This is a genomic window from Synechococcus sp. 1G10, from assembly GCF_002252625.1.
Taxonomy (GTDB): Bacteria; Cyanobacteriota; Cyanobacteriia; order PCC-6307; family Cyanobiaceae; genus Regnicoccus_A.
The window spans coordinates 1-22,933 of record NZ_NQKW01000023.1; the positions used below are offsets into that span (position 1 = coordinate 1).

General features: G+C 67.2%; 23 protein-coding genes. 19 read left to right on the top strand and 4 right to left on the bottom strand.

The annotated features are described in order from the left end of the window. The first annotated feature begins 223 nt into the window (after positions 1 to 223). Positions 224 to 871 carry an NYN domain-containing protein gene (locus CJZ82_RS14610; protein ID WP_233130273.1) on the top strand — a complete coding sequence of 216 codons (648 nt, stop codon included), beginning with the start codon at positions 224 to 226 and terminating at the stop codon, positions 869 to 871. Here the strand turns inward: CJZ82_RS14610 and CJZ82_RS14615 are convergent. The 3 genes from CJZ82_RS14615 to CJZ82_RS14625 are packed head-to-tail and all read right to left on the bottom strand — an operon-like array spanning position 775 to position 3,769. Continuing rightward, positions 775 to 1,566: a hypothetical protein gene (locus CJZ82_RS14615; protein WP_094556500.1), complete on the bottom strand. Its 792-nt coding sequence runs from the start codon at positions 1,564 to 1,566 to the stop codon at positions 775 to 777. The two genes, CJZ82_RS14610 and CJZ82_RS14615, sit on opposite strands and share 97 nt — an antisense overlap. After that, complete coding sequence (locus tag CJZ82_RS14620; protein WP_094556501.1) at positions 1,563 to 2,387, bottom strand: hypothetical protein; 825 nt, start codon at positions 2,385 to 2,387, stop codon at positions 1,563 to 1,565. The genes CJZ82_RS14615 and CJZ82_RS14620 overlap by 4 nt, the downstream gene beginning before the upstream one ends. Then, positions 2,387 to 3,769 (bottom strand): PhoH family protein, encoded by a 1,383-nt coding sequence (locus CJZ82_RS14625; RefSeq protein WP_094556502.1) that lies wholly within the window; start codon positions 3,767 to 3,769, stop codon positions 2,387 to 2,389. The genes CJZ82_RS14620 and CJZ82_RS14625 overlap by 1 nt, the downstream gene beginning before the upstream one ends. A gap of 111 nt (positions 3,770 to 3,880) precedes the next feature. Between CJZ82_RS14625 and CJZ82_RS14630 the strand changes: the two genes are divergently transcribed. The 15 genes from CJZ82_RS14630 (at position 3,881) to fba (ending at position 17,076) form a co-directional block, all read left to right on the top strand. Continuing rightward, positions 3,881 to 5,101: a F420-0:Gamma-glutamyl ligase gene (locus CJZ82_RS14630; protein WP_094556503.1), complete on the top strand. Its 1,221-nt coding sequence runs from the start codon at positions 3,881 to 3,883 to the stop codon at positions 5,099 to 5,101. Between the two features lie 113 nt (positions 5,102 to 5,214). Next, the gene (locus CJZ82_RS14635) at positions 5,215 to 6,306 is read left to right on the top strand and encodes a hypothetical protein (protein WP_198949801.1); all 1,092 of its coding nucleotides are present in this window, start codon (positions 5,215 to 5,217) and stop codon (positions 6,304 to 6,306) included. After that, positions 6,276 to 6,788: a Holliday junction resolvase RuvX gene (ruvX, locus tag CJZ82_RS14640; RefSeq protein WP_233130274.1), complete on the top strand. Its 513-nt coding sequence runs from the start codon at positions 6,276 to 6,278 to the stop codon at positions 6,786 to 6,788. Before CJZ82_RS14635 ends, ruvX begins: the two co-directional genes overlap by 31 nt. 19 nt (positions 6,789 to 6,807) lie before the next feature. Then, positions 6,808 to 7,377, top strand: coding sequence for a DUF3727 domain-containing protein (locus tag CJZ82_RS14645; RefSeq protein ID WP_094556505.1), 570 nt, complete (start codon positions 6,808 to 6,810; stop codon positions 7,375 to 7,377). Positions 7,378 to 7,406: 29 nt separating this feature from the next. Beyond that, a complete protein-coding gene (locus tag CJZ82_RS14650) occupies positions 7,407 to 7,889 on the top strand; it encodes a YqeG family HAD IIIA-type phosphatase (protein WP_233130275.1) in 483 nt (160 codons plus the stop codon). Beyond that, the gene (gene proB, locus CJZ82_RS14655; RefSeq protein ID WP_094556507.1) at positions 7,886 to 9,025 is read left to right on the top strand and encodes a glutamate 5-kinase; all 1,140 of its coding nucleotides are present in this window, start codon (positions 7,886 to 7,888) and stop codon (positions 9,023 to 9,025) included. The genes CJZ82_RS14650 and proB overlap by 4 nt, the downstream gene beginning before the upstream one ends. 41 nt (positions 9,026 to 9,066) lie before the next feature. After that, the gene (lpxD, locus tag CJZ82_RS14660; protein ID WP_094556508.1) at positions 9,067 to 10,095 is read left to right on the top strand and encodes a UDP-3-O-(3-hydroxymyristoyl)glucosamine N-acyltransferase; all 1,029 of its coding nucleotides are present in this window, start codon (positions 9,067 to 9,069) and stop codon (positions 10,093 to 10,095) included. Between the two features lie 25 nt (positions 10,096 to 10,120). Continuing rightward, complete coding sequence (leuB, locus tag CJZ82_RS14665; protein WP_094556509.1) at positions 10,121 to 11,194, top strand: 3-isopropylmalate dehydrogenase; 1,074 nt, start codon at positions 10,121 to 10,123, stop codon at positions 11,192 to 11,194. Between the two features lie 57 nt (positions 11,195 to 11,251). Then, a complete protein-coding gene (locus CJZ82_RS14670; RefSeq protein ID WP_094556510.1) occupies positions 11,252 to 12,154 on the top strand; it encodes a phosphoribulokinase in 903 nt (300 codons plus the stop codon). A 112-nt stretch (positions 12,155 to 12,266) separates the two neighbouring features. Further along, complete coding sequence (locus CJZ82_RS14675; RefSeq protein ID WP_094556511.1) at positions 12,267 to 12,563, top strand: hypothetical protein; 297 nt, start codon at positions 12,267 to 12,269, stop codon at positions 12,561 to 12,563. A gap of 26 nt (positions 12,564 to 12,589) precedes the next feature. Then, positions 12,590 to 13,438 (top strand): A24 family peptidase, encoded by an 849-nt coding sequence (locus CJZ82_RS14680; protein ID WP_094556512.1) that lies wholly within the window; start codon positions 12,590 to 12,592, stop codon positions 13,436 to 13,438. Between the two features lie 33 nt (positions 13,439 to 13,471). Next, positions 13,472 to 14,347, top strand: coding sequence for an acetyl-CoA carboxylase, carboxyltransferase subunit beta (gene accD, locus CJZ82_RS14685; protein ID WP_094556513.1), 876 nt, complete (start codon positions 13,472 to 13,474; stop codon positions 14,345 to 14,347). Next, complete coding sequence (locus CJZ82_RS14690; RefSeq protein ID WP_233130276.1) at positions 14,344 to 14,745, top strand: hypothetical protein; 402 nt, start codon at positions 14,344 to 14,346, stop codon at positions 14,743 to 14,745. The genes accD and CJZ82_RS14690 overlap by 4 nt, the downstream gene beginning before the upstream one ends. A 15-nt stretch (positions 14,746 to 14,760) precedes the next feature. Further along, positions 14,761 to 15,858, top strand: coding sequence for a Gfo/Idh/MocA family protein (locus tag CJZ82_RS14695; RefSeq protein ID WP_094556514.1), 1,098 nt, complete (start codon positions 14,761 to 14,763; stop codon positions 15,856 to 15,858). Between the two features lie 144 nt (positions 15,859 to 16,002). Beyond that, positions 16,003 to 17,076, top strand: coding sequence for a class II fructose-bisphosphate aldolase (gene fba, locus CJZ82_RS14700; RefSeq protein WP_094556515.1), 1,074 nt, complete (start codon positions 16,003 to 16,005; stop codon positions 17,074 to 17,076). Between the two features lie 78 nt (positions 17,077 to 17,154). Here fba and CJZ82_RS14705 read toward each other — a convergent pair whose 3' ends face one another. Continuing rightward, positions 17,155 to 20,046, bottom strand: a complete 2,892-nt coding sequence (locus CJZ82_RS14705; RefSeq protein ID WP_094556516.1) for a UPF0182 family protein — start codon at positions 20,044 to 20,046, stop codon at positions 17,155 to 17,157. A 152-nt stretch (positions 20,047 to 20,198) separates the two neighbouring features. Here CJZ82_RS14705 and thrC point away from each other — a divergent pair, with 152 nt between their 5' ends. The 3 genes from thrC (at position 20,199) to CJZ82_RS14720 (ending at position 22,913) form a co-directional block, all read left to right on the top strand. Continuing rightward, positions 20,199 to 21,485, top strand: coding sequence for a threonine synthase (gene thrC, locus CJZ82_RS14710; RefSeq protein ID WP_094556517.1), 1,287 nt, complete (start codon positions 20,199 to 20,201; stop codon positions 21,483 to 21,485). A gap of 66 nt (positions 21,486 to 21,551) precedes the next feature. After that, complete coding sequence (locus tag CJZ82_RS14715; protein WP_094556518.1) at positions 21,552 to 21,827, top strand: MoaD/ThiS family protein; 276 nt, start codon at positions 21,552 to 21,554, stop codon at positions 21,825 to 21,827. Between the two features lie 105 nt (positions 21,828 to 21,932). Beyond that, positions 21,933 to 22,913: a cupin gene (locus tag CJZ82_RS14720; RefSeq protein WP_198949802.1), complete on the top strand. Its 981-nt coding sequence runs from the start codon at positions 21,933 to 21,935 to the stop codon at positions 22,911 to 22,913. The last annotated feature ends 20 nt before the right edge of the window (positions 22,914 to 22,933 follow it).

Below are 22,933 nucleotides of genomic sequence, written 5' to 3' on the forward strand. Positions count from 1 at the left end.
CAGTCTCTGCCTGAGATGCAATCGGGAATCACGCCGACGTCAAGGGTTCAGCCGTAGCGATGTTCGCTGCGAGCTGTCCTGCCCCCTGAACGCATACGGGTGGGCTAAGGCAGCCGCAGCCTTAGCCCCGAGGGGTCTGCTGGATGAAATCAGTAAAACTCGATTGGACCACTCGCAACTGGGCAGCTGGAAAGATGTGCTGCACGTTCATGCGATCCAGCCGGTGCAACAGTTCAGCTACACCAGCGGCAAGAACGCCACCGATTCGGCCCTGATCATCGACGCGATGGATCTGCTGCACGGCGGCCGGGTGGACGGCTTCTGCCTGGTGTCCTCCGACAGCGACTTCACCCGCCTGGCCACACGCATCCGCGAGGCGGGGCTGGCGGTGTACAGCTTCGGCGAGAAGAAGACGCCCAAACCCTTCGTGGCCGCCTGCGACAAATTCATCTACACCGAGATCCTGCGCAAGGCCTCGGGCAACGCCAAGGTGGAACCCACAACGCAGGGGCCGCTGCGGCCCTTCCTCCTGGGCGCCATCGCTGCGGTCACGCAGGAAGACGGCTGGGCGCCTCTAGGCACGGTGGGCAGTCTCCTGGTCAAGAAAGACCCCTCCTTCGACGCCCGCAACTTCGGCTACCGGAAACTCAGCGAGTTGGTGAAGGCTCAGCCTTACCTCGTGGTGAAGGAAGTGCCGATCGCGGCGGGTGCACAGCAGATGCACCTGTACGTGCGCGCCAAGGAAGGCTTAGCCGGGAGCGATGCACACAGCTCTCAGGTGTGGAACACGTCGAGGTGCTGGGGCTGCCGTTCGTCTTCAATGAACACCTGCGGGCGGCACATCGGCAGATGGGAGCGGAAGCTGAGATAACCGGAATGCCCCTCCAAAACGCAACAGCCCACACCGAGCGGCTCGATCCGCAGCCTGGCGTGGGGTTGCGCAGGCGTGAGCAGTACCTCCACCGTTTCGGCGCTGCGGCAGGCATTCATGAAGTAAAGAGTGGCGCGGTTGTTGGGTTCGAACCGGTGTTGGGGCGTGTAGAGGAAGGCCCGGCGGCGGCGGGCGAGCAGCTGGTGCTGATCGGGGCTCTCGCCCGGCCGGGCGACGATGCCGCCGAAGTTTCCGTGCACGCTGGCCCACACCGATTCCGGCGTTTTCCGGTATTGGCAATACCCCCGGTGCAACCGCAACAGCTCAGGCTCGCTCGCCGCCTCGTAGACGCTGGTGTGGATGAAGGTGGCCATCTCCAGCTGGGGGCTGATCTCCTTCAGCGGGCTGAGATCGATCGTCTCGAAGGTACGGTCCGTGCACACCTCGAGGTCGCGCAGATGCCGGCCCCGGACATCGAAGAACCGCAACCGGTGCCTCACCTCCACCGGCTCGCCGCGCAGCAGAGCGAGAGTGTTCTCGGCCACGAACCGGGTGGCGTCGATGTCGCCGCGATAGAGGAACTGATCGGAGATCGAGGCCCCGCCCAGCCCGCGGGGAAAGGCGGTGTAGGGGAGGCTGCCTCGATAGAGGATCCGCCCGAGCGTAGCCTTCACCGTCCGGAGCCGGGAGCTCATCGCAGCGCCGCACCCAGCCAGCTGGCCTTGAGGAGCCGGCTGCCCGGCAGCCGGTCGTGCTCCCAGAACAGTTCGGTGGGAGGGTGGGTGTGCTCCACGCTCATCGAGGGCGGCAGATCCGGCCGCGAGAGCGTCAGGAAGATCGGGATCCCCACCGAACCGGCGGAGCGGAACACCAGCGGCCCGGCTGCGGCCGTGGCGGCATCGAGCTCGATCAGGCAGCAGCTGTTGCTCCGGTAGGGAACGACGCGAATCAAGCGGCGCGCCGCGGCGTTGAAGCACTCCAGGCTGTGCACCGCGTCGTCCACCCGCCGGCAGAGGTTCACCACGCACACCAGATTGGTACCCACCGCCGGATCGCTCTGGAGCAGGGGATCGAAGCTCACCAGGGTGCCGTGCGACAGCTCGGCCATCCGCACGGGATATTCCCCCTGGTAGGCGCTGCTGATTCCGCGCCAGGCAAAACTGAGGCTGCAGCGTTCGGCCACCGGTGAACGGTCGATTCGCTTGCTGAGCGGCAACGGCAGTTCCGTGGGGCTGGGCTCCAGCGCGGTGTCGCGGGCGACCGGAACGCAGACCACAAGCTCGCCAGGGGCAAGGCCCAGCTCGGCCGAGGTCACCACCACGTCGCCCGGCGCTCCCACCGGATGGCAACCACGCAGCTGCCAGCGGCCGGCCGACACGCCGTAGAGAGCCAGATCCACGGCGTGCTGATGCGGAATGCTGCTGGAGCCCGCCCGCTGGTTGAGGGTGTGGGAGGAGTAGCAGACGCTGGATGTGATGCCGTGAGGCAATCCGATCAGCGGGTAGTAGCAGCTCATCAGAGCAGGTTCGCCGCCAGCTCCGCCAGGGCGGAGCGTTCCCCCTTGAGCAGGGTGACGTGGCCCGCCAGCCGTTGCCCCTTGAAGCGCTCCACCAGCCAGGTGAGACCGTTGCTGTCGGCATCCACGTAGGGGTTGTCGATCTGATACGGATCGCCTGTGAACACGATCTTCGTGCCCTCCCCCACACGGGTCACGATCGTCTTCACCTCATGGGGCGTGAGGTTCTGGGCCTCATCCACCACCATGTACTGGCGGGGAATCGAGCGGCCGCGGATATAGGTGATCGCCTCCACCTCCAGCAGACCCATGCCCTTAAGGTCCGACCAGTTGCTGCGAGGACCACGGCTGGAGCGCATGCTCCCCTGGGACGAATCCTCACCACCGAGCAGGTAGTCGAGGTTGTCGATGATCGGCTGCATCCAGGGACCCATCTTCTCCTGGAGATCCCCGGGCAGGAAGCCGATGTCCTTGCCCAGAGGGATCACCGGCCGGGTCACCAGCAGGCGGTCGTAGAGGTGCTCATCGGCCACCTGATGCAGGCCGGCGGCAAGGGCCAGCAGGGTCTTGCCGGTGCCGGCCTTGCCCACCAGGGTCACCAGGCTGATGGATGGATCCAGCAGCAGGTCGAGAGCGAAGGTCTGCTCCCGGTTGCGGGGGCTCACCCGCCCGAGCTTGATCCGCGTTGCTTTCTGCAGTGGCCGCAGACCCCTGGCGGAAGCATCCACCCGCGCCAGCAACGTGTGCTGCGGTTGCAACGCATCCACCAGGGTCACCCCTTCGTTTGCCACCAGCGGCGCCTGGGGCGGCACACCTGGCGGCAGCTCCTCCAGGGCCAGCGATCCCTGGCTGTGCAGCTGCTCCATCTGCTCAGCCGTGACCACCCACTCGCAGAAGCCCGGGTAAAGGTCGGCGATCGCCACCTTGTCGGTGCTGTAGTCCTGGGCGATCAGGCCCACCGCATCGGCCTTGATGCGCAGGTTGGTGTCCTTGGTGACCAGCACCACGGGGGGATGGTTGCCCATCACGTCCTGGAGGCGCTGCTCGAGCGCCACCGCCAGGATGTTGTTGTCGCCGTTCCCGGACTTCAGTTCCGGCGGCAGTTGGGCGAGGGTTTCGCTGCGGCAGAACACCACCTTGAGCGTGCCGTGGTGCTCGGGATCGATCTCCACCCCTTCGGAGAGATTGCCCTTGTTGCGCAGCTCATCGAGCAGACGGGAGGTCTGGCGCGCATTTCGGCCCTTCTCAGATGAATCGCGCTTGAAGCGGTCAATTTCCTCGACCACCTCGATCGGAATCACCACCGTGTTGTCTTCGAAGCGGGTGATCGCCTGGGGATCGTGCAGCAGCACGTTCGTGTCGAGAACGAAGGTCTTCTTCATCACCCACGCCGCAATGGCTAGTCCGTGAACCTAGGCCGCAGCGGTGTCCACCCCGCCAGCCCCTGGCGCCAGACACGACCTACGCTCCCGCAAAACCGGCGCCCCTGCCCCTTGCCGATCCTGCCTCCACCGCTCTGCGCGCTGCTCCTGCTTGCGCTGCTCATCGGCCTCACCCTGCTCTGGCTGGAGTTGCGCCACCGCCTGCGGCCGGCCTCACCCCTTCGTCTGAGTTCGGGCCCCTGGACCACCAGCTGGAGCAACGAGGGAGCAGTGACGCTGGAGGGCAGCTTCCGGATCGACAACCCCCATGCCCGCATGGAGGTGATGGTGCCGGAACTTCAGCTGCGCCCCACCGTGCTCGGCCGCCAGGACCTCTCAAGCCTGCAGGTGAGCACCACCGTCGTCGCCGACCATCCCGATGAGCCGAGCCGGCCAGACGGCTACTGGGCGGCCTACATCGTCAAGGGGCACAAGAGCACCCAGCTCAAGGCCACAGTGAACATCAGCCTGCCGGCCGGAGCGAGCGGACCTGGCCCCAAAGAGCGCCACACCCTTCTGGAGGAGCTGCTCGACACCCTCTGGCTGGATGTGATCTGGGTGAACTACGGGCCATTCGGGCGTCTGGAGCGCCGGCAGGGCTTCCTGGTGCCGGTTCGCCATCCCGCACCGCTCGATCCGGCCAGCGCTGCCTGGCGCAACGGTGATGGCTGCCAGGTGCTGCCGGTGCCAACCCACCTGCTGGGGGTGCTGGATGATCCCGCTGAAGTGCTGCGCCGCTACGCCGGTCCGGTGCTGCGTCCCGGCGACATCCTCACCATCGGCGAAACGCCCCTGGCGGTGATCCAGGGCCGCTATCAACACCCGTCGATGGTGGAGCCCTCCGGCCTGGCCCGGCTGCTCTGCCGCGTCTTCCATCCCACCAGCAGCCTGGCCACGGCCTGCGGTCTGCAGAGCCTGATCGACACGGTGGGGCCGGCGCGGGTGCTCTGCGCCTGGCTGGCCGGCAGCCTGATGAAGCTGGTCGGCAGCAAAGGCGGCTTCTACCGCCTCGCCGGTGACCAGGCCCGGCTGATTGACGACATCACCGGCACCACTCCCCCCTACGACCAGACGATCGTGCTCGGTCCCGATCAGCCCGAACGCAGCTGCCAGGAGCTGGCCCAGGCCCTGGGGGTGCCTGTGGCCGTGGTCGACGTCAACGATCTCGGCCGGGTCAAGGTGCTGGCTTCGAGCGCGGGCTGCGACGAGAACCTGCTCAAGCGTGCCCTGCGTCCCAACCCGGCCGGCAACGCCAACGAACGCACACCCCTGGTGCTGGTGCGACCGGCCTGAGGCCACAGGTCTCCTGTCTCGCCCCGATACAGTTGGTCATCAGCGGTTCTTCCGTGCGTCACCCCACGTCATCCCGTTCCCCGGGAGGTGATTCACCCATCGCCCCCGATGAAGTGCAGGTTGAACCCCTGCAGGGATGGATGCTGCCGCACCTGCAGGACGCCGCTGTCCTCGATCTGCAACCCCTGCTCCAGAAAGCCCTCCTGCTTCAGACTCCGGAGCGGCTGCTGAGCACCCTGGTGCGGCGGCCACCCCTGGCCCCTGAAGTGCTGGTGGCCCACCGCGGCGGCGATCGCCTGCTGGGCCTGAGCGTGGTGCGGCGGCTCAACCGCAGCGGCAGTTGCTGGGGAGTGGAGGAATTGCGGCTCTGCCGCGAAACCCTCAGCGAGCCGGGCTCCCCCACCGCCAGACAGGTGGAGGGAGCCCTGCTGCGCGAGGCTCTGCACCGCTGCCCCGGGGCCTCCAGCTGGATCACCAGGGTTCCGACAGGACATCAGGATCGACTGGCCCTGCTGCGGGAGCAGGGGTTCCAACCGCTGCTCCAGGAAACCCTCTGGTACTGGGAGCCAGATCCGGCCATGGCAGGCAACAGCCAGCCGGCGGCCGCGCCACCCGGTGACGATCTGCAGCTGCGCCCCCTCAACCGCCGCAGCGCCCCCCTGCTCTGGCACCTGGAGCAGGCCACCTGCCCGGCCCAGTTGCGTCAGCTGCTCGATCGCCGCATCGAAGACGTCCTTGATCAGAGCGAGGGGCAGGGGCTGCTTTGGGTCGACCCCAGCCGCCAGCAGGCTGTGGCGGCTGTGCGGCGGCTGCGCAGCCACCGCCTCGGTCCGGCGGAACTTGAGGTGACCCTCCACCCCGGTTGGGCCCACCTGCATGGCACCGCCCTGGCTCGTCTGGTGCAACAGCAGGCGGGTGCACTTTCGCCCCTGCGCCTGCGCAGTGACACTGACGACCACGAGCGCGAGCGCTGGCTGAGCCTCCTCGGCGCGGTGGCGGAGGGGGAGGAACTGCTGATGGCCCGAAGCGTCTGGAGGCGCCAGGACTCCCGTGTTCTCAGCCGCCAGTCCTGGCGGCTCGACACCGTGCTGGACCCCTTCAAGCCCCGCCGCCGGCCTGTTCCCACCCCGCTGCAGCGGGGGGTGGGCGGCCACCACGGCCCCCAATCCCTCGGTTGCCCCCAGTCCGTCGGCAGCGACCGTTGAGCCGCCAGCCGCCGCCGCCCCGCTCGGTGCTAGCACTCGATGTGGGCCGGCGGCGGATCGGTCTGGCCGGCTGCGACCCGCTCGGCCTGACCGTCACCCCCCTGCCCCCCCTGGCCCGGGGGACCTTCCCTGCTGATCTCGAGCGGCTGCGACCCCTGGTGGCCCAGCGGCGTGTGCAGGCCCTGGTGGTGGGCCTGCCCCTTGATGCCAGCCAGCAGCTCACCGTCCAGGCCAGGCACTGCCGCCGCTACGGCCAGCGCCTGGCCCAGGCTCTGGCATTGCCCCTGGCCTGGGTGGATGAACACGGCAGCAGCTGGGAGGCGGGCGAGAGTCGCGGGCTGCATGGAGATCGCAGCGGCCAGCTCGACAGTGCAGCGGCGGCCCTGCTGCTGGAGCAGTGGCTGCGGGAAGGCCCCGAAGCCCGTCCGGTCAGCCCAGCGACACCGAGACTCGACCAGCCGGCAGTCTCTACGACATTCTGATGGGAATCGCAGATTCCCCATGAGTGCCGAAGGACCGTCGATCAGCGGATCCGGTGACGTGCCCACGGTGCTCGTTCGTGATGGACAGAACCGTCAGCTGCTCTGCTTTCTTGAGCAACTGATCCCCCTCGATGGACACGACTACGCCCTGCTGACCCCGGTGGACACCCCGGTGTGCCTTGTGCGCATCGCCGAGGGCGACGACGAGGAGGACGAGGTGGTCGAAGAGGTTGATGCCGCCGAGTCGATCCTCACCGTGGCCGATGTGGTGCTGCAGGAGCACGACCTGACCCTGGTGCGCTCGGCGGTGACCCTCACCGTGAGCGGTGAACTGGAAGAACCGGACCCTGAGGATCTGGAGGACGACCTTCAGGGCGAAGGCGATGGCGACGAGGAGACCGATCTCTACGAGATGCTGATCCAGTTCCGCGCCGAAGACCGGGAATACGGGCTTTACATCCCCCTTGATCCCTTCTTCGTGGTGGCCCGCATGGAGAACAACGAAGCCGTGCTGGTGGAAGGCGAGGAATTCGAGCGGGTGCAGCCGCGCATCGAGGCCGAGCTCGACGATCGGGAGAGCGTTGGGTGAAGCTCCAGCAGCTGTTGCGCCCTGACTGGATGCTGAGCACGACCCTGGCCCAGATGCCGCTGGAGAACCTGCTCGATCGCGGAATCCGCGCCCTGGTTCTGGACGTGGACCGCACCCTGCTCCCCCGCCGCCAGTCCGAGATGCCCCCGCTGATGGAGGCATGGCTGCGGCAGGCCAAGGAACGTCTGCGGCTGCATCTGTTCAGCAACAACCCCTCGCGGCGAAGGATCGGCTCGGTGGCCCAACGCCTCGATCTGCCCTTCACCACCTCGGCGGGCAAACCTCGCCGCAGCGCCCTGCGCCGGGTGCTGGCCGACCTCGACCTTCCCCCCGCGCAGGTGGCCCTTGCCGGTGATCGCCTCTTCACCGATGTCCTGGTGGGCAATCGCCTCGGTCTGTTCACCGTGCTGGTGAAGCCCATCGGTCCGGAGGGTCGACCCTGTCAGCAGGATCGCGTGCAGCGCCTGGAGGTGCGTCTGGCACGGCTGGTGGGCACCGAGTTGAGCCGATGACGCCTACTACGCCCCCGACACGCCGTGTGATCAAGGTGGGCACCAGCCTGCTGCGTGGCACGGGCCAGCGCGACACCGAAGCGGTGATCGCAGGTCTGGCCGCCAGCCTCAGCCGCAGGCGCCAGCAGGGTGAGGCCATCGCCCTGGTCACCAGCGGAGCGGTTGGTCTGGGCTGCCATGCCCTGGGCTTCGGCGAGCGCCCGGAAGATGTGGTGGCCCTTCAGGCGGCCGCCGCCGTGGGCCAGGGTCGGCTGATGCGCCTCTACGAAACGGCCTTCGCCCAGCACGACACCACTGTTGCCCAGGTGCTGCTCACCCGCGGCGACCTGGCCTCCCGCCGCCGCTACCAGAATGCTTGCCGCACCCTCGAGCAACTGCTGAGCTGGGGCGTGGTGCCCGTGGTCAACGAGAACGACACCCTCGCCACCGATGAGCTGCGCTTCGGCGACAACGACACCCTCTCGGCCCTGGTGGCGGTCGCGATCGGAGCCGATGAGCTGGTGCTTCTCACCGATGTGGATCGGCTCTATTCGGGTGATCCCCGCAGCGACAGCAGTGCCAGGCCGATCGAGGAAGTGCGGGATCTTCTGGAGCTGGAGCGCCTCAGCGGCGTAGCCCAGGGTGGCGGCAGCTGGGGCACCGGCGGCATGACCACCAAGCTGGCCGCAGCCCGCATCGCCACGTCCAGCGGTATCTCCGTGCGCCTGGCCGACGGCCGCGATCCAGCGGTGCTCGAAGCCCTGCTGGCCGGCGAACGTCTCGGCACCCTCTTCCGCCCCAGCCCCAGCCCCCTGCCCGACCGCAAGGGCTGGCTGGCCCATGCCCTTCTGCCCAAGGGGGAGCTGCTGATCGACCCGGGTGCCGAGCGTGCCCTGATCGAGCGGGGTGCGTCTCTGCTGGCGGTGGGCATCCGTGCCGTCAACGGGGAGTTCGAGCGCCGGGATGCCGTGCGGCTGCTGTCGCTGGAGGGGCGGGAGATCGGCCGCGGTCTCTGTGCCCTCAGCAGCACCGAAGTGGCCCAGGTGCTGGGGCTGCGCAGCCAGGCGGCCGAGACCACCCTTGAGCATGGCGCCGGTGATGCCGTTGTTCACCGCGACCACCTGGTGCTCACCACGCCGGCGGCGGTCCGGGGCTGAGGAGCCGCCCTACGATCCGGCCGCCGGCCGCGATCCCTGGAATGCGCTTCAGCACCTTGCTCACCCACCTGAGCGAGTTGAGCGAGGGCAGCCCCAGGGACCTGGCCGCTGATCCCGACCTGATCACAGCGGCGGCCGTCGACCGGGCCGCTGCGACGGAGCTGGCCTTTCTCGAGCCAGGCCACAGCCTGGCCGCATCCCTCGAAACCTGCTCAGCCGGCGCGCTGCTGTTGCCGCCGGATGCCGCCCTGCAGGAGCTCGCCAGTGCCCGCGGCATCGCCTGGGTGGCCCTGAAGAATCCGCGGCTGGGCTTCGCTGAAGCCCTGGAGGCCCTGTATCCACCCCGCCGGCTGCCGCCGGGCATCCACCCCAGCGCCGTGATCGCACTGGGGGCCAGCATTGGCCCTGACGTGCACATCGGCGCTCACGTTGTGGTGGGGGAAGGCTGCGTGATCGGCGCTGGCTCCACCCTCCACGCCGGTGCCGTGCTCTACGACGACGTTCAGCTGGCGGAGGGCTGTGAAATTCACGCCAATGCGGTGCTGCACCCCGGCAGCCGCCTGGGCCGTGGCTGTGTCGTGCACTCCACCGCGGTGGTGGGCTCGGAGGGGTTCGGCTTCGTGCCCACCGCCAGCGGCTGGCGCAAGATGCCCCAGACCGGCCTGGTGGTGCTGGAGGAGGCGGTGGAGGTGGGCTGTGGCACCACCATCGATCGGCCCTCTGTGGGTGAAACCCGCATCGGCGCCGGCACCAAGATCGACAACCTGGTGCAGATCGGCCATGGAGTGGTCACCGGCAGAGGCTGTGCCCTGGCTTCCCAGGTGGGCATCGCCGGCGGCGCCACCCTCGGCGATGGGGTGATCCTGGCCGGACAGGTGGGAGTGGCTAACCGGGCCAGGATCGGCGATCGCGCCATCGCTTCCTCCAAGTCGGGGATCCACGGGGAGGTGGCCGCCGGCGAGGTGGTGAGCGGCTACCCGGCCATCCCCAACCGGTTGTGGCTGCGCTGCTCCGCCGCTTTCAACAAGCTGCCGGAAATGGCAAAGACTCTGCGCCAGCTGCAGAAGTAGCCTCGCGCCCAGCGCTTCCTCCACGATGACCAGCTACCGGATCACCCTGCTCCCCGGCGACGGCATCGGACCGGAAATCACAGCCGTGGCAACGCGCCTGCTCGATGCGGTGAGCGCGCGCCATGGCTTCAGCCTCGTCTACGACGAGCAGCCCATCGGCGGCGACGCGATCGACCGCACGGGTGTGCCGCTGCCGGAGACCACCCTGGCGGCCTGCCGCAGCTCAGACGCCGTGCTGCTGGCGGCGATCGGCAGTCCCCGCTTCGATGCCCTGCCCCGGGAGCAGCGGCCTGAAACCGGCCTGCTGGGCCTCAGGTCGGGCCTGGGCCTGTTCGCCAACCTGCGGCCGGTGAAGATCATTCCAGCCCTGATCGGAGCCAGCACCCTGCGGCCCGAGGTGATCACCGGGGTGGATCTGCTGGTGGTGCGTGAACTCACCGGCGGCATCTACTTCGGCACCCCCAAGGGACGGGTGGTGGCCGATGGCCATGTACGGGCCTTCAACACGATGGTCTACAGCGACTTTGAAATCGACCGCATCGCGCGGGTGGCCTTCCAGCTGGCGAGTGAGCGCAGCAGCAGACTCTGCAGCGTCGACAAGGCCAATGTGCTCGATGTCAGCCAGCTCTGGCGCGACCGGGTGGAGGCGATCGCCGCTGAATTCCCCCAGGTGGAGCTCAGCCACCTCTACGTCGACAACGCGGCGATGCAGCTGGTGCGCTCACCCCGCCAGTTCGATGTGCTGCTCACCGGCAACCTCTTCGGTGACATCCTCAGCGACGAGGCGGCGATGCTCACCGGCTCGATCGGCATGCTGCCCTCCGCTTCGCTGGGTGCCGAGGGTCCCGGGCTGTTCGAGCCGGTGCACGGCTCCGCCCCCGACATCGCCGGGGCTGACCTGGCCAACCCGATGGCGATGGTGCTCTCCGCCGCGATGATGTTGCGGGTGGGCCTGAAACAGGAGGTGGCCGCCAGCGAGCTGGAAGCGGCGGTCGACCGGGTGCTCAGCGCCGGCTACCGCACGGGCGACCTGATGGCGGAAGGCTGCACCCAGCTCGGCTGCGCGGCCATGGGCGAGCAGCTTCTGGCGGAGCTCTGAGCGCCACCGGTCCGACGACCTGCCAAACTCGCCTTCGCTCTTCCTCCCCCTGCGCCGATGTCCAAGCGTCACCCGGTTGTAGCGGTCACCGGTTCCTCGGGCGCAGGGACCAGCACCGTCAAGCGTGCCTTCGAGCACATCTTCCAGCGAGAGGGGATCGAGCCAGCGGTTGTCGAAGGTGACAGCTTCCACCGCTTCGAGCGCGGCCCGATGAAGGAGGAGATGGCACAGGCCCAGGCAACTGGGGTCAACTTCTCCCACTTCGGCCCCGAGGCCAACCTGTTCGACAAGCTCGCCGAGCAATTCAAGTCCTACGGCGAAACCGGTGGCGGTCAGAAGCGCTACTACCTCCACTCCGTGGAGGAGGCCGCCGAACACAACGCCCGGCTCGGCACCGAGCTGGAGCCCGGCCAGTTCACCCCGTGGGAGCCGATCCCCACGGGCACCGACCTGCTCTTCTACGAAGGTCTCCACGGCGGTGTGGTGGGCGACGGCTACGACGTGGCTTCCCTGGTGGACCTGCTGATCGGCGTGGTGCCGATCGCCAACCTGGAGTGGATCCAGAAGATCAGCCGCGACAACGCAGAGCGGGGTTATTCGGCCGAGACGATCGTAGACACGATCCTGCGCCGCATGCCCGACTACATCAACCACATCTGCCCGCAGTTCAGCCGCACCGACATCAACTTCCAGCGGGTGCCCACGGTGGACACCTCGAACCCGTTCATCTGCCGCAACATCCCCACCCCGGATGAGAGCTTCGTGATCATCCACTTCCGCAAGGGAGCCCGTGAGAAATGGGGCATCGATTTCTCCTACCTGCTGCGGATGATCAACGGCTCCTTCATGTCGAGCCCCACCAGCATCGTGGTCAACGGCGGCAAGATGGGCTTCGCCATGGAGCTGATCCTCACCCCGATCATTCACCGCATGATCGAGGAGAAGAACAAACTCTCCTGAGCGATTAAGCTGCAGGGGCCGATCGGAATGGCTGAGGCCGATTACCTTCGCCACACCTCCATCATTCGACCCCGTATCCCCGTCGGCTTCCACCGGTTCAGGGAGGACAACCATGCCGTCCTTCGAGATCCGTGGGGCCTCCAATCCGGGCAATCCTCCGGTGCGCTGGGATCAGATCAACAGCGGTGTGGTCATCAAACAGGCCCGGCGTGTCTACTTCCACTATGTGGAGCAATGCCCGGGGGGGGCGGAGCCGATCGGGATCGTGCTCGACAGCAACGGTGAAATTGGCCGGGTGGTATTTGAAGCACCCGTGCTGCTGCCGCATGAGCAGTTCGTCCCCCTGGAGCTGATCCGTGGCCGCAGCGCCGGCCGACCCCGCTCGTTCCGCAATCCCCAGCGCGGCTGAGCCAACGCCATCCGCGTCCTAGTGCCATGCCTGTGGAGCCCGACACGGCCGTCCATCTCCTGATCCCCCTGCTGGTAGCCCTGCTTGGGGCGTGCGTCGGCAGCTTTCTCAACGTGGTGGCCTGGAGGCTGCCGCGGCGGGAGTCACTGGTGCTCCCCGCCAGCCACTGCCCCCGCTGCGGAGTGCCCCTGGCCTGGTATCAGAACCTGCCGGTGCTGGGCTGGCTGCTGCTGCTGGGTCGCTGCGGCAACTGCCGGGGCCCGATCTCCCCCCGCTACCCCCTGGTGGAACTGCTCTGCGCCGGGCTGTGGGTGGCGGTCCTTCAGGCAAGCCCCAGTCCCATGGCCGGGACGCCGGCCTGGCTGCAGATCGGTGCGGGCTGGCTGCTGATCAGCTGGCTGATTCCGCTGGTGCTGATCGACTGTGACCACCTCTGGCTGCCGGAACCCCTCTGCCGCTGGGGTCTGCTGCTGGGTCTGGGAGTCACGCTCGCCGCCGGCCTCAGCCAGTCGGAGGCGGTTTCGCGGGCTCTGCTCTTCAACCACCTGCTCGCCGCCTGCCTCGGCCTGCTCGGCTTCGAGGGGCTCAGTGCCCTGGCGGAAAAGTTGCTGGGCAAACCGGCCCTGGGGCTGGGCGACGCCAAGCTGACCGCCCTGCTGGGAGCGTGGCTCGGACTCACGGGCCTGGGTCTGGCGGTGGCCCTGGCGGTCTTCAGCGGAGCTGCCCTGGGAGTGCTCGGCCGCCTGAGCGGCCGGCTCGGGCCCTCCCAACCCTTTCCCTTCGGCCCCTTTCTCGCTCTTGGTGGCGTGGCGGTCTGGCTGGTGGGGGAGGGCTGGTGGCTGCAGCAATGGAGCCGGTGGGGCGCCACCCTTTAATGGTTTCACCGCTCCGTTGCCAGGTCCAATCCCGTGTCCCTGTTCGACTGGTTCGCCGATCGCCGCAAAGCCAATCCGGTCGTGCGCGCCACCCAGGAAGTCGACGATGGGGACGGGCTGTGGAGCAAGTGCCCGGAATGCGGGCTGGTGGTGTACCGCAAGGATCTGATTGCCAACGCCAGCGTCTGCAGTGGCTGCTCGTACCACCACCGCATCGACAGCGATGCCCGCATCCGGGTGATCGCCGATGAGGGCAGCTTCAGAGCCATCGACACCGAGCTGGCCCCCACTGATCCACTCGCCTTCAAAGACCGTCGCAGCTACGCCGACCGTTTGCGCGACACCCAGCAATCCACTGGGCTGCGTGATGCCGTGGTCACCGGCCACTGCCGCCTGGAGGGCCTGCCTCTCTCCCTCGGGGTGATGGATTTCCGCTTCATGGGGGGCTCGATGGGCTCCGTGGTGGGCGAAAAGCTCACCCGGCTGATCGAGCAGGCCACCGAACTCCGCCAGCCTCTGATGATCGTCTGCGCCTCCGGCGGCGCCCGCATGCAGGAGGGGATGCTCAGCCTGATGCAGATGGCCAAGATCTCAGGTGCCCTGCAACGCCACCGCCAGCAGAATCTGCTCTACATCCCCCTGCTCACCCACCCCACCACCGGCGGGGTCACGGCCAGCTTCGCCATGCTTGGTGATCTGATCCTGGCCGAGCCCAAGGCGCTGATCGGCTTTGCCGGGCGCCGGGTGATCGAGCAGACCCTGCGCGAAAAACTGCCGGAAGGCTTCCAGACCGCCGAATACCTGCAGGAGCATGGCTTCGTGGATCTGATCGTGCCGCGAACCCGACTGCGCAGCACTCTCGCCAGCCTGTTGAGACTGCACGGCGTCAGCGTTCCTGTAGCGGCATGAAGAACGGACTGCGGCGTTTTCTCCGGGCCGCTGTGGTGGCGGTGGCACTGCTGGCGATCAGCCTGGCGGCAGGGCCTGCCACTGCCTGGGCGGGTCCGGTGAACTGGCAGGAGGTGCCAGAGAGCCCGGCAGGCCGCCAGTGGTGGGACACGGGCAGCCTGCGCCTCAGCCGTGGCGGTGAGCTTTCGGTGCTCACCCGCTTCCAGCCGGCCTCCGAAGATCAAGGCCAGCTCTACGTGATGGAGCTCGACTGCGATCAGGGGCTCTACCGCGACACTTCCGTGAACGGCTTGCCCCGATTCAAAGCCGAGTGGCAGCCCACGGGCGGCGATTCTCTGATCAGCGATGTACTCGATCAGGCCTGCGCGGCCGGCACCGAGCTGCTGGCATCCCGTTGATCCACTGAACCCCCCATGAATCAGCCACTCCAGGTCGCCGTGGCCGGCCTCGGCTTCGGAGAGAAGGTGCACCTGCCCGCCTTGCGGGCCTGCCCGGGCACGGAGCCGGTGGCCCTCTGGCACCCAAGAGCCGAACGCCTGGAGGCCGCCTGCCGGGCAGCTGAGTTGCCGGGCCACAGCGACTTTGCAGCGCTGCTGGCGGATCCTGCCGTGGAAGCTTTGGTGATCGCCACCACGCCAGGTCCCCGCTTCGAGCTGGCCCGGGCCGCCCTGGAAGCCGGCAAGCATCTGCTGCTGGAGAAACCCGTCGCCTTGGAGGTGGCCCAGGTCCGGGCGCTGAGGCGGCTGGCGATCGAGCGGGGCCTCAGCGTGGCGGTGGATTTCGAGTACCGCGCTGTGCCGGTCTTCCAGCAGCTGAAGGCGCTGCTGAGCCAGGGAGTGCTGGGGGACCCCTGGCTGGTGCGCTTCGACTGGCTGATGAGCAGCCGCGCCGATCCCGGCAGGGCCTTCAGCTGGGCGTCCCAACGCTCTGAAGGTGGCGGTGTGCTCGGCTCCCTCGGCACCCATGCCTTCGACAGCCTGGAGTGGTTGGTGGGGCCGGTGCGCCAGCTGAGCGCCAGCCTCTCCACCGCCATCCACCAGCGTCCTCTGCCCTCAAGCCCTGAGAGATCAGGAGTAGTCGACGCCGACGATGTGGCCCTGCTTCAGCTTGAGCTCGAAACATCCTCAGGGGCGTCGGTGCCAGCCCAGCTCAGCCTCGCTTCGGTCACCCGCTCCGGCCGGGGCTGCTGGCTTGAGTTCCATGGCAGCGAGGCGACGCTGATCCTGGGCAGCGACAACCAGGCCGACTATGTGCACGGCTTCCACCTCTGGCTGGCCCGGCCTGGTGAGCAGCTTCAGCCGGTACCGGCGGATCCAGCCCTGGCCTTTGGCCGCACCTGGGCCGACGGCCGCATCGCCCCGGTGGCGCGCCTGCAGGGCTGGTGGAGCGACAGCGTGCGCGAAGGACGCCCCATGCTGCCGGGCCTGGCGGAAGGAGAACGCAGCCAGCTCTGCTGCGACCTCGCCCTCGAGTCCGCTGCCAGCGGCATGCGCCAGAACCTCGGCAGCTGAGCCTGAAGCCGAGGCCGCTGGGACCTCATTTTCAGGGGATCGACTAGATTATTTCCAGCCCGCGTCAAGGTCCCGACGCCGGTGATCCGGTCCTCCGGGGCCGAACCTGACGCATCACCCACCCAACCTCCAGAGGTTTTTCCCATGGCCCTCGTTCCGCTTCGGCTGCTCCTCGACCACGCCGCTGAGAACGGCTATGGCATTCCAGCTTTCAACGTCAACAACCTGGAGCAGGTCCAGTCGATCATGGAGGCGGCCTACGAAACCGACAGCCCGGTGATCCTGCAGGCCTCACGCGGAGCACGCCAGTACGCCGGTGAGATTTTCCTGCGTCACCTGATCATCGCCGCCACCGAAACCTATCCAGACATCCCGGTGGTGATGCACCAGGACCACGGCAACAGCCCGGCCACCTGCTTCGGTGCCGCCGCCAATGGCTTCACCTCCGTGATGATGGATGGATCACTGGAAGCCGACGCCAAGACCCCAGCCAGCTACGACTACAACGTGGCCGTCACCAAGGAAGTGGTGGATGTGGCCCATGCCATCGGCGTGAGCGTTGAAGGCGAGCTCGGTTGCCTCGGATCGCTGGAAACCGGCAAGGGTGAAGCCGAAGACGGCCACGGGTTCGAAGGTGCGCTCTCGCGCGAGCAGCTGCTCACCGATCCTGCCGAAGCCGCCGACTTCGTCGCCAAAACCAAGGTGGATGCCCTGGCGATCGCCATCGGCACCAGCCACGGCGCCTACAAGTTCACCCGCAAGCCCACCGGCGAAGTGCTGGCCATTTCCCGCATTGCCGAGATCCACAAGGCGATACCCAACACCCACCTGGTGATGCACGGCTCCAGCTCCGTGCCCCAGGAATGGCTCGACATGATCAACAAGTACGGCGGTGCCATCCCCGAAACCTATGGCGTGCCGGTGGAAGAGATCCAGAACGGCATCAGGAATGGCGTCCGCAAGATCAACATCGACACCGACAACCGTCTGGCCTTCACCGCCGCTGTGCGTGAAGCCGCCTTCAAGGATCCCGCCAACTTCGACCCCCGCCACTTCAACAAGCCGGCCCGGGCCTACATGAAGAAGGTGTGCCTTGATCGCTACCAGCAGTTCTGGTGTGCCGGCCAGGCCAGCAAGATCAAGCAGCAGAACATCAACTACTACGCCGCTCTCTACGCCAAGGGCGCCCTCGATCCCAAGACCGCTGTATCCGTCTGAGTCTTTCTTAGGCTCAACCCACACACGCGTTCGCACCCGATCCAGGGAGCCCCAAAGGCTCCCTTTTTTCATGTCTGCTCAGGGCACCGGTGTGAACGCTGGCAGGCCAGGGAGAGCCAGCGGACCGGGCACAACGGGCCCGATTTCGCCTGTCGGCAGTTCAGGCATACTCTCCTCGCCGGAGACCAGCTTCTCCAGTGCCGTGTTGAGATCACGCTCCATCACGAAGCGGCGTCCGTCGGTGACCACCACCCGCACCAAGGTGGGCAGGTCGTTGCTCTTCGACTGCAGATAGATCGGCTCCACATAAAGCAGCCCCTTGCCCACAGGGAGCAGCAGCAGATTGCCGCGAAGCAGCTGGGAGCCCGTGCGGTTCCACAGACCGAACTGGAAGCTGATCAGTGGATCCTGCTCGATCAGGGCAGAAATCTGCTGAGGACCCAGCAGCAGCCTCTGCTGCGGGAAGCGCACCAGCACCAGTTCGCCGTAATGGGGCGGATCGTTGCGCGCCGCCAGCCAGCCCACCAGGTTGGTGCGGCGCACCGGCGAGAATGGAATCAGCAGCACGAATTCCGGCCGCTCCTTTCCTGGCAACTGCAGGGTGGCGTGATACGGCTCCACAGGCACGTTGCTGGAGCCGTAGACCTCAAGCGGGATCGACCAGACGTCATCACCGCTGTAGAAGGTGCGCACATCGGTGACGTGGTACCTCAGCAGACGCTCCGACTGGATCGCGAACTGGCTGAGCGGCACACGGATGTGGCTGAGCAGCGCGGCCGGCATCTCCTGCAGCGGGCGGAAGAGCTCTGGAAACGCCCGCTGCCAGGTGCGCAGCACCGGATCGGTGGGATCGTTCACGTAGAGCCACAGGCGCCCGTCGTGAGCGTCCACCACCGCCTTCACCGGGTTGCGGAAGTAGCGGATGCCCTTGGCATTGGCGTCGCTGTAGGGATAGCTGCGGCTGGTGGTGAACCCGTCGAGCATCCAGTACTGATGCTGGGAGGGCTCAAAGCCAGGCGAGCCCTCCAACCGCGCCGTGACCAGATAAGGCTCGGCCTCGAAGTGCAGGAATGGCGCCAGAGCCTCCAACCGTTCGTTCACCTGCCTGCGGATCAGCAGCAGCGAGTCGGGCGTGAACGAACCGCTGAACAGCATCCGCGGTTCGCGCAGATAGACGGCCGCCTTGAACCGTTGCCAGGAGGTGTCGAGCCGGATCCCGAGCCGCCCAGAGAAATGGGTGTAGACGTTCAGTTCCCCGTCGGGGAAGTCGAACTCCTGCACGTTGGTGGGGGCGATCACGTAGGGAGCCGGCGCCGAGGCGTAGTAGAGGCGTGGTTCCCCCACTGGCAGAGACTTCACCGCCGCGGCATCACTGACGCCCAGCTTGGGGATGCCCTGCACCCGGCCGCTGCGGCCCAGGTCCTTGACGAAGAACAGCGGCAGGCCATCAGGGCCGAAGACGTTGACCGGCGAGACGGTGAAGCCGTAGCCGTGGGTGAAGACGAGATGACGATTCAGCCAGGTGCGCGAACCTGCCGGCAGGGCGCCGCTGTCGAGTTCCCGGGCCGCGATCAACACCTGCTGCGAGCCGCGGCGGAGTGGATCCCCGAGCATCGGGTAGCGGTCCACCGCTGCTGAGGGGAAGGTGTAGTAGAGACGCAACTGCTGCAGCTGCCTGTTGGCGGCCAGCAACGGCCGGCTGTCCCACAGACGGATGTTGGCCAGGGTTCCCGGCGCCGCTTCCAGATCGCCAGGGGTGAGCTGCTGTTCTGGATTGAGGGTGCCCTCCTGGATCGCCCCCAGTCCGAAGGCCCGGCGTGTGCCGCGGATGCTGCGCTTGATGTAAGGCGCCTCCATCACCAGCTCCCGTGGCTGCACCACAAAGCGCTGGACCAGCGGAGCCACCAGGAACTCGGTGATCGGCACCAGCGCCACCGTGGCCAGCAGGGGAACCAGCGCGACCCGCCGCAGCCAGTGGCGCCGCACCGAGGCGAGCAGACCCAAGGCGGTAAGCACCAGCAAGGCGGCGAGCAGCAGCCGCAACGGCAGGCGCACGTGCAGATCGACGAATCCCGCGCCGGAGGCCACGCCGCTGCCCCGCACCATCAGATCAAAGGGGGCAAGGGCGGTGCTGAAGGCGGCCAGCAGGCAGAGAACCGCGAGCTGGGGCTTGAGCACGGCCTGCTGGTCACGGCTCAGGCCCACGAAGCGCAGATCACTCAGGCTGGATCCCTCTGTGAAGGTGAGCCAGAGGCAGGCGGCAAACCCCACAATCCCCTGGGCCAGAAGGATGCTCAGCAGCAGATGCAGCGCCGGCAGGCGCAGGACCGTGAAGCTGATGTCGAACCCCGTGAGCGGATCCCCTTCCCCGAATGGCACCGCCAGCAGGGCCGGCAACCACAGGCTCCAGCCCCGCGCCAGGGCGGTGGCTGATCCGGCCAGGGCGGCCACCAGCACCAGCTGCAGGGTCGGCAGGGGCTTGACCAGCAGCGGCAGGAGCAGTCCGGCGGCCATGGCGAGCAGCAGCGGCAGCGGCAGGTCGGCCAGCACGCGGAAGCCACTGAAGATCTCGCCACTGAAAGGGGCGCTGATCAGTCCCCACGCCTGAACGATCAGGTAGGTGAGCCCGGCGGCCAGGAGCAACTCCAGGACCGCCAACACCAGCACCATGGGCAGGGGCTCGAGCCGCAGCAAGGTCAGGCGCGGCATCACCTTGGTGGCACCGGCGCTGCGCAGGCGCCAGCAGCGCTGCAGCTGCCGCAACTGCAGCGGAACCCCCAGCCCCATCACCAGCAGGAACGCCCCGATCTGCAGCCACCAGCGGCGCCACAGCACCGATTCGAAGCCGAACTGGGCAAACCAGTCGAGCTCAAGGCCCAGCCTGGAGATCAGCACCAGTGTCAGAGGGACGAGCGCCAGCACAGCCAGGGCTGCAGGCAGCGACAGCAGGCGCGGGAGACGGGAGACCACGGCATGAGGCTAGACAGCGGCCGGCAACCACGCCCGCTCCTGCCTTGATCGCAGTGAGCACCAGTCGATTCCAATACCCGACCCCGCAGGTCGGCTTTAATGGAAGCTTCTATCCGGCGCTGCTAGCTTGCACAAACAGCTGTTGTCGGGCCTTGACCGCCACCCTCTCCCGCTCCACCTTCACGGGCCTGCGCTGCAAGGAATGCGGCCACCCTTATGAAGCAAGCGCCCGCCACGTCTGTGAAGACGTCTGCTTTGGCCCGCTGGAGGTCGTCTACGACTACGACGCCATCCGCAACCGGGTCAGCCGGGCCTCGATCGAAGCCGGCCCCACCTCCATCTGGCGTTACCGCGAATTCCTGCCGATCGAGGGAGATCCGATCGATGTGGGCACCGGCTTCACCCCTCTGCTCAAGGCCAACCGGCTGGCCCGCCGCCTCGGCCTCAGGAACCTCTATATCAAGAATGACGGCGTCAATATGCCAACGCTCTCCTTCAAGGATCGGGTGGTTTCTGTGGCACTCACCCGGGCCCGCGAACTCGGCTTCACCACAGTGAGCTGCGCCTCCACCGGCAACCTGGCCAACTCCACAGCCGCCATCGCCGCCCACGCCGGCATGGAGTGCTGCGTCTTCATACCCAGCGATCTGGAGATGGGCAAGGTGCTCGGCACCCTCATCTACAACCCCACCCTGATGGCGGTGAAGGGCAACTACGACCAGGTGAACCGCCTCTGCTCCGAGGTGGCCAACACCTACGGCTGGGGCTTCGTGAACATCAACCTGCGCCCCTATTACTCAGAGGGCTCCAAGACTCTCGGCTATGAGGTGATCGAGCAGCTGGGCTGGCAACTGCCTGATCACATCGTGGCCCCCCTGGCCTCCGGTTCCCTCTTCACCAAGATCCGCAAGGGCTTCGAGGAGTTCATCAAGGTGGGCCTTGTCGATGAAAAGCCCGTGCGCTTCAGCGGCGCCCAGGCCGAAGGTTGCAGCCCGATCGCCCAGGCCTTTGCCGAGGGCCGCGACTTCATCACCCCGGTGAAGCCCAACACGATCGCCAAGTCGATCGCCATCGGCAACCCGGCCGATGGCCCCTACGCCATCGACCTGGCCAACCGCACCAAAGGCACGATCGCGGCGGTGAGTGACCAGGAGATTATCGACGGCATCAAACTGCTGGCCGAAACCGAGGGTGTCTTCACCGAAACCGCCGGCGGCACCACGATCGCGGTGCTCAAGAAGCTTGTGGAGCAGGGCAAGATCGACCCAGGTGAAACCACAGTGGCCTACATCACCGGCAACGGCCTCAAGACCACCGAAGCCGTGGCTTCCTCGGTGGGCGAACCCCACACCATCGAACCCCAGCTCGCCAGCTTCAATGCCGCCTGGGAGCGGGCCCAGTCGCTGCACCGCGCCAGCTGGGAGCCGATCGGCGCCTGAGCCATTGCGCCACCTCCCATCCACCCACGTCCCATTTCCTGCGGCTCCGCCGCTCTCCCCAACGCCATGGCGATACAGGTTCTGATCCCCACTCCCCTGCAGAAGTTCACCGCGGATCAATCCAGCGTCGAGCTCGAGGCCACCAGCGTCGACGGGCTGCTCGAGGCTCTGGAAGGACGTTTCCCCGGCATCCTTGCCAGGCTCACCGACGAGAGCGGCAAGCTGCGGCGCTTCCTCAACGTCTACGTGAACAGCGAGGACATCCGCTTCCTGGACAACCAGGCCACGGCCCTCGCCGACGGCGACGAGGTGAGCATCGTGCCCGCCGTTGCCGGCGGCTGATCAGACTCCGTTCACGGCAGCCCCCCCAGCAAACGTGTGACCGCAAGCACCCAATCGGGTGGGCATCCTCCATAGGCTCAGCGCACATCCCGTGCGGCTGGATCCATGACCCAAGCTCCCGAAGCCCTGGTGGCCTCGCGGCCTGATGAGAGAGCCGCCCTCTCGATGGCTCCTGCCGGCAAGGCCCAGCTCTTCGACTACCGCCAGGCCGCCAATCCGGTGCGACGGGGCCTGACCGAACCGATTCCCGAAGGGCGCTGGGGACCGGAGTTGCACGCCAGCGGCCCCAGCGCCATCCTTCCCCTGGATCTGAGCCGGGAGCTGGGTTGCCGCAGTCCGGCCACCAGCCCGGCCCTGAGCGCGAACTTCATCCGCATCCTGGCTGGTGAGTCGATCAGCGCCGGGGCCAACGCCACCAGCTTCCTGTTTTACGTCTGGCGCGGCGCCGGCCGGTGTCGGCGGCCGGCGGGCGCCCTGGGCGGCGCAGTGGATCAGGACTGGAGCCAGGGGGATCTGTTCGTGTTGCCCTGTGGGGAGGCTGCCCAGCTGGAAGCCAGGGAGGAGAGCGTTCTCTACTGGGTCCATGACGCCCCGCTGCTCAGCCACCTGGGGGTGAGCGCCGATCAGCCCCGTTTCGAGGCCACCCACTACCCGGGCGAATGGCTGCGGCGGGAACTGGCTGCCCTGGCGGCGGATCCCAGCAGCGCCCGCAGCAACCGGCTCAGCCTGCTGCTGGCCAACAGCGATCTTCCTGCCAGCCGCACGGTGACCCACACCCTCTGGGCCATGTACGGGCTGGTGCCTGCAGGGGCTGTTCAGCCCCCCCATCGGCACCAGTCGGTGGCCCTGGACCTGGTGATCGCCTGCGCCCCGGGCTGCGCCACTCTCTCGGGACCCGAGCTCAATCCTGACGGCAGGATTCGCAACCCGCTGAGGATGGAGTGGGAGCCGGGCGCGGCCTTCGTGACCCCACCCGGCCACTGGCACGGCCACGTGAACGAAAGCGGTGAGGACGCCCTGCTGCTGCCGATCCAGGACGCCGCCCTGCACACCTACCTGCGCAGCCTCGACATCCGCTTCACCTGATCAGTCCTGAGCAGATCTCA

Excerpts from the sequence above, each read along its gene's own strand:
- CJZ82_RS14615 (WP_094556500.1), bottom strand. The coding sequence starts at position 1,566 with ATGAGCTCCCGGCTCCGGACGGTGAAGGCTACGCTCGGGCGGATCCTC.
- CJZ82_RS14620 (WP_094556501.1), bottom strand. The coding sequence starts at position 2,387 with ATGAGCTGCTACTACCCGCTGATCGGATTGCCTCACGGCATCACATCC.
- CJZ82_RS14625 (WP_094556502.1), bottom strand. The coding sequence starts at position 3,769 with ATGAAGAAGACCTTCGTTCTCGACACGAACGTGCTGCTGCACGATCCC.
- CJZ82_RS14645 (WP_094556505.1), top strand. The coding sequence starts at position 6,808 with ATGAGTGCCGAAGGACCGTCGATCAGCGGATCCGGTGACGTGCCCACG.
- CJZ82_RS14650 (WP_233130275.1), top strand. The coding sequence starts at position 7,407 with ATGCTGAGCACGACCCTGGCCCAGATGCCGCTGGAGAACCTGCTCGAT.
- proB (WP_094556507.1), top strand. The coding sequence starts at position 7,886 with ATGACGCCTACTACGCCCCCGACACGCCGTGTGATCAAGGTGGGCACC.
- lpxD (WP_094556508.1), top strand. The coding sequence starts at position 9,067 with ATGCGCTTCAGCACCTTGCTCACCCACCTGAGCGAGTTGAGCGAGGGC.
- leuB (WP_094556509.1), top strand. The coding sequence starts at position 10,121 with ATGACCAGCTACCGGATCACCCTGCTCCCCGGCGACGGCATCGGACCG.
- CJZ82_RS14670 (WP_094556510.1), top strand. The coding sequence starts at position 11,252 with ATGTCCAAGCGTCACCCGGTTGTAGCGGTCACCGGTTCCTCGGGCGCA.
- CJZ82_RS14675 (WP_094556511.1), top strand. The coding sequence starts at position 12,267 with ATGCCGTCCTTCGAGATCCGTGGGGCCTCCAATCCGGGCAATCCTCCG.
- CJZ82_RS14680 (WP_094556512.1), top strand. The coding sequence starts at position 12,590 with ATGCCTGTGGAGCCCGACACGGCCGTCCATCTCCTGATCCCCCTGCTG.
- CJZ82_RS14690 (WP_233130276.1), top strand. The coding sequence starts at position 14,344 with ATGAAGAACGGACTGCGGCGTTTTCTCCGGGCCGCTGTGGTGGCGGTG.
- CJZ82_RS14695 (WP_094556514.1), top strand. The coding sequence starts at position 14,761 with ATGAATCAGCCACTCCAGGTCGCCGTGGCCGGCCTCGGCTTCGGAGAG.
- fba (WP_094556515.1), top strand. The coding sequence starts at position 16,003 with ATGGCCCTCGTTCCGCTTCGGCTGCTCCTCGACCACGCCGCTGAGAAC.
- CJZ82_RS14715 (WP_094556518.1), top strand. The coding sequence starts at position 21,552 with ATGGCGATACAGGTTCTGATCCCCACTCCCCTGCAGAAGTTCACCGCG.
- CJZ82_RS14720 (WP_198949802.1), top strand. The coding sequence starts at position 21,933 with ATGACCCAAGCTCCCGAAGCCCTGGTGGCCTCGCGGCCTGATGAGAGA.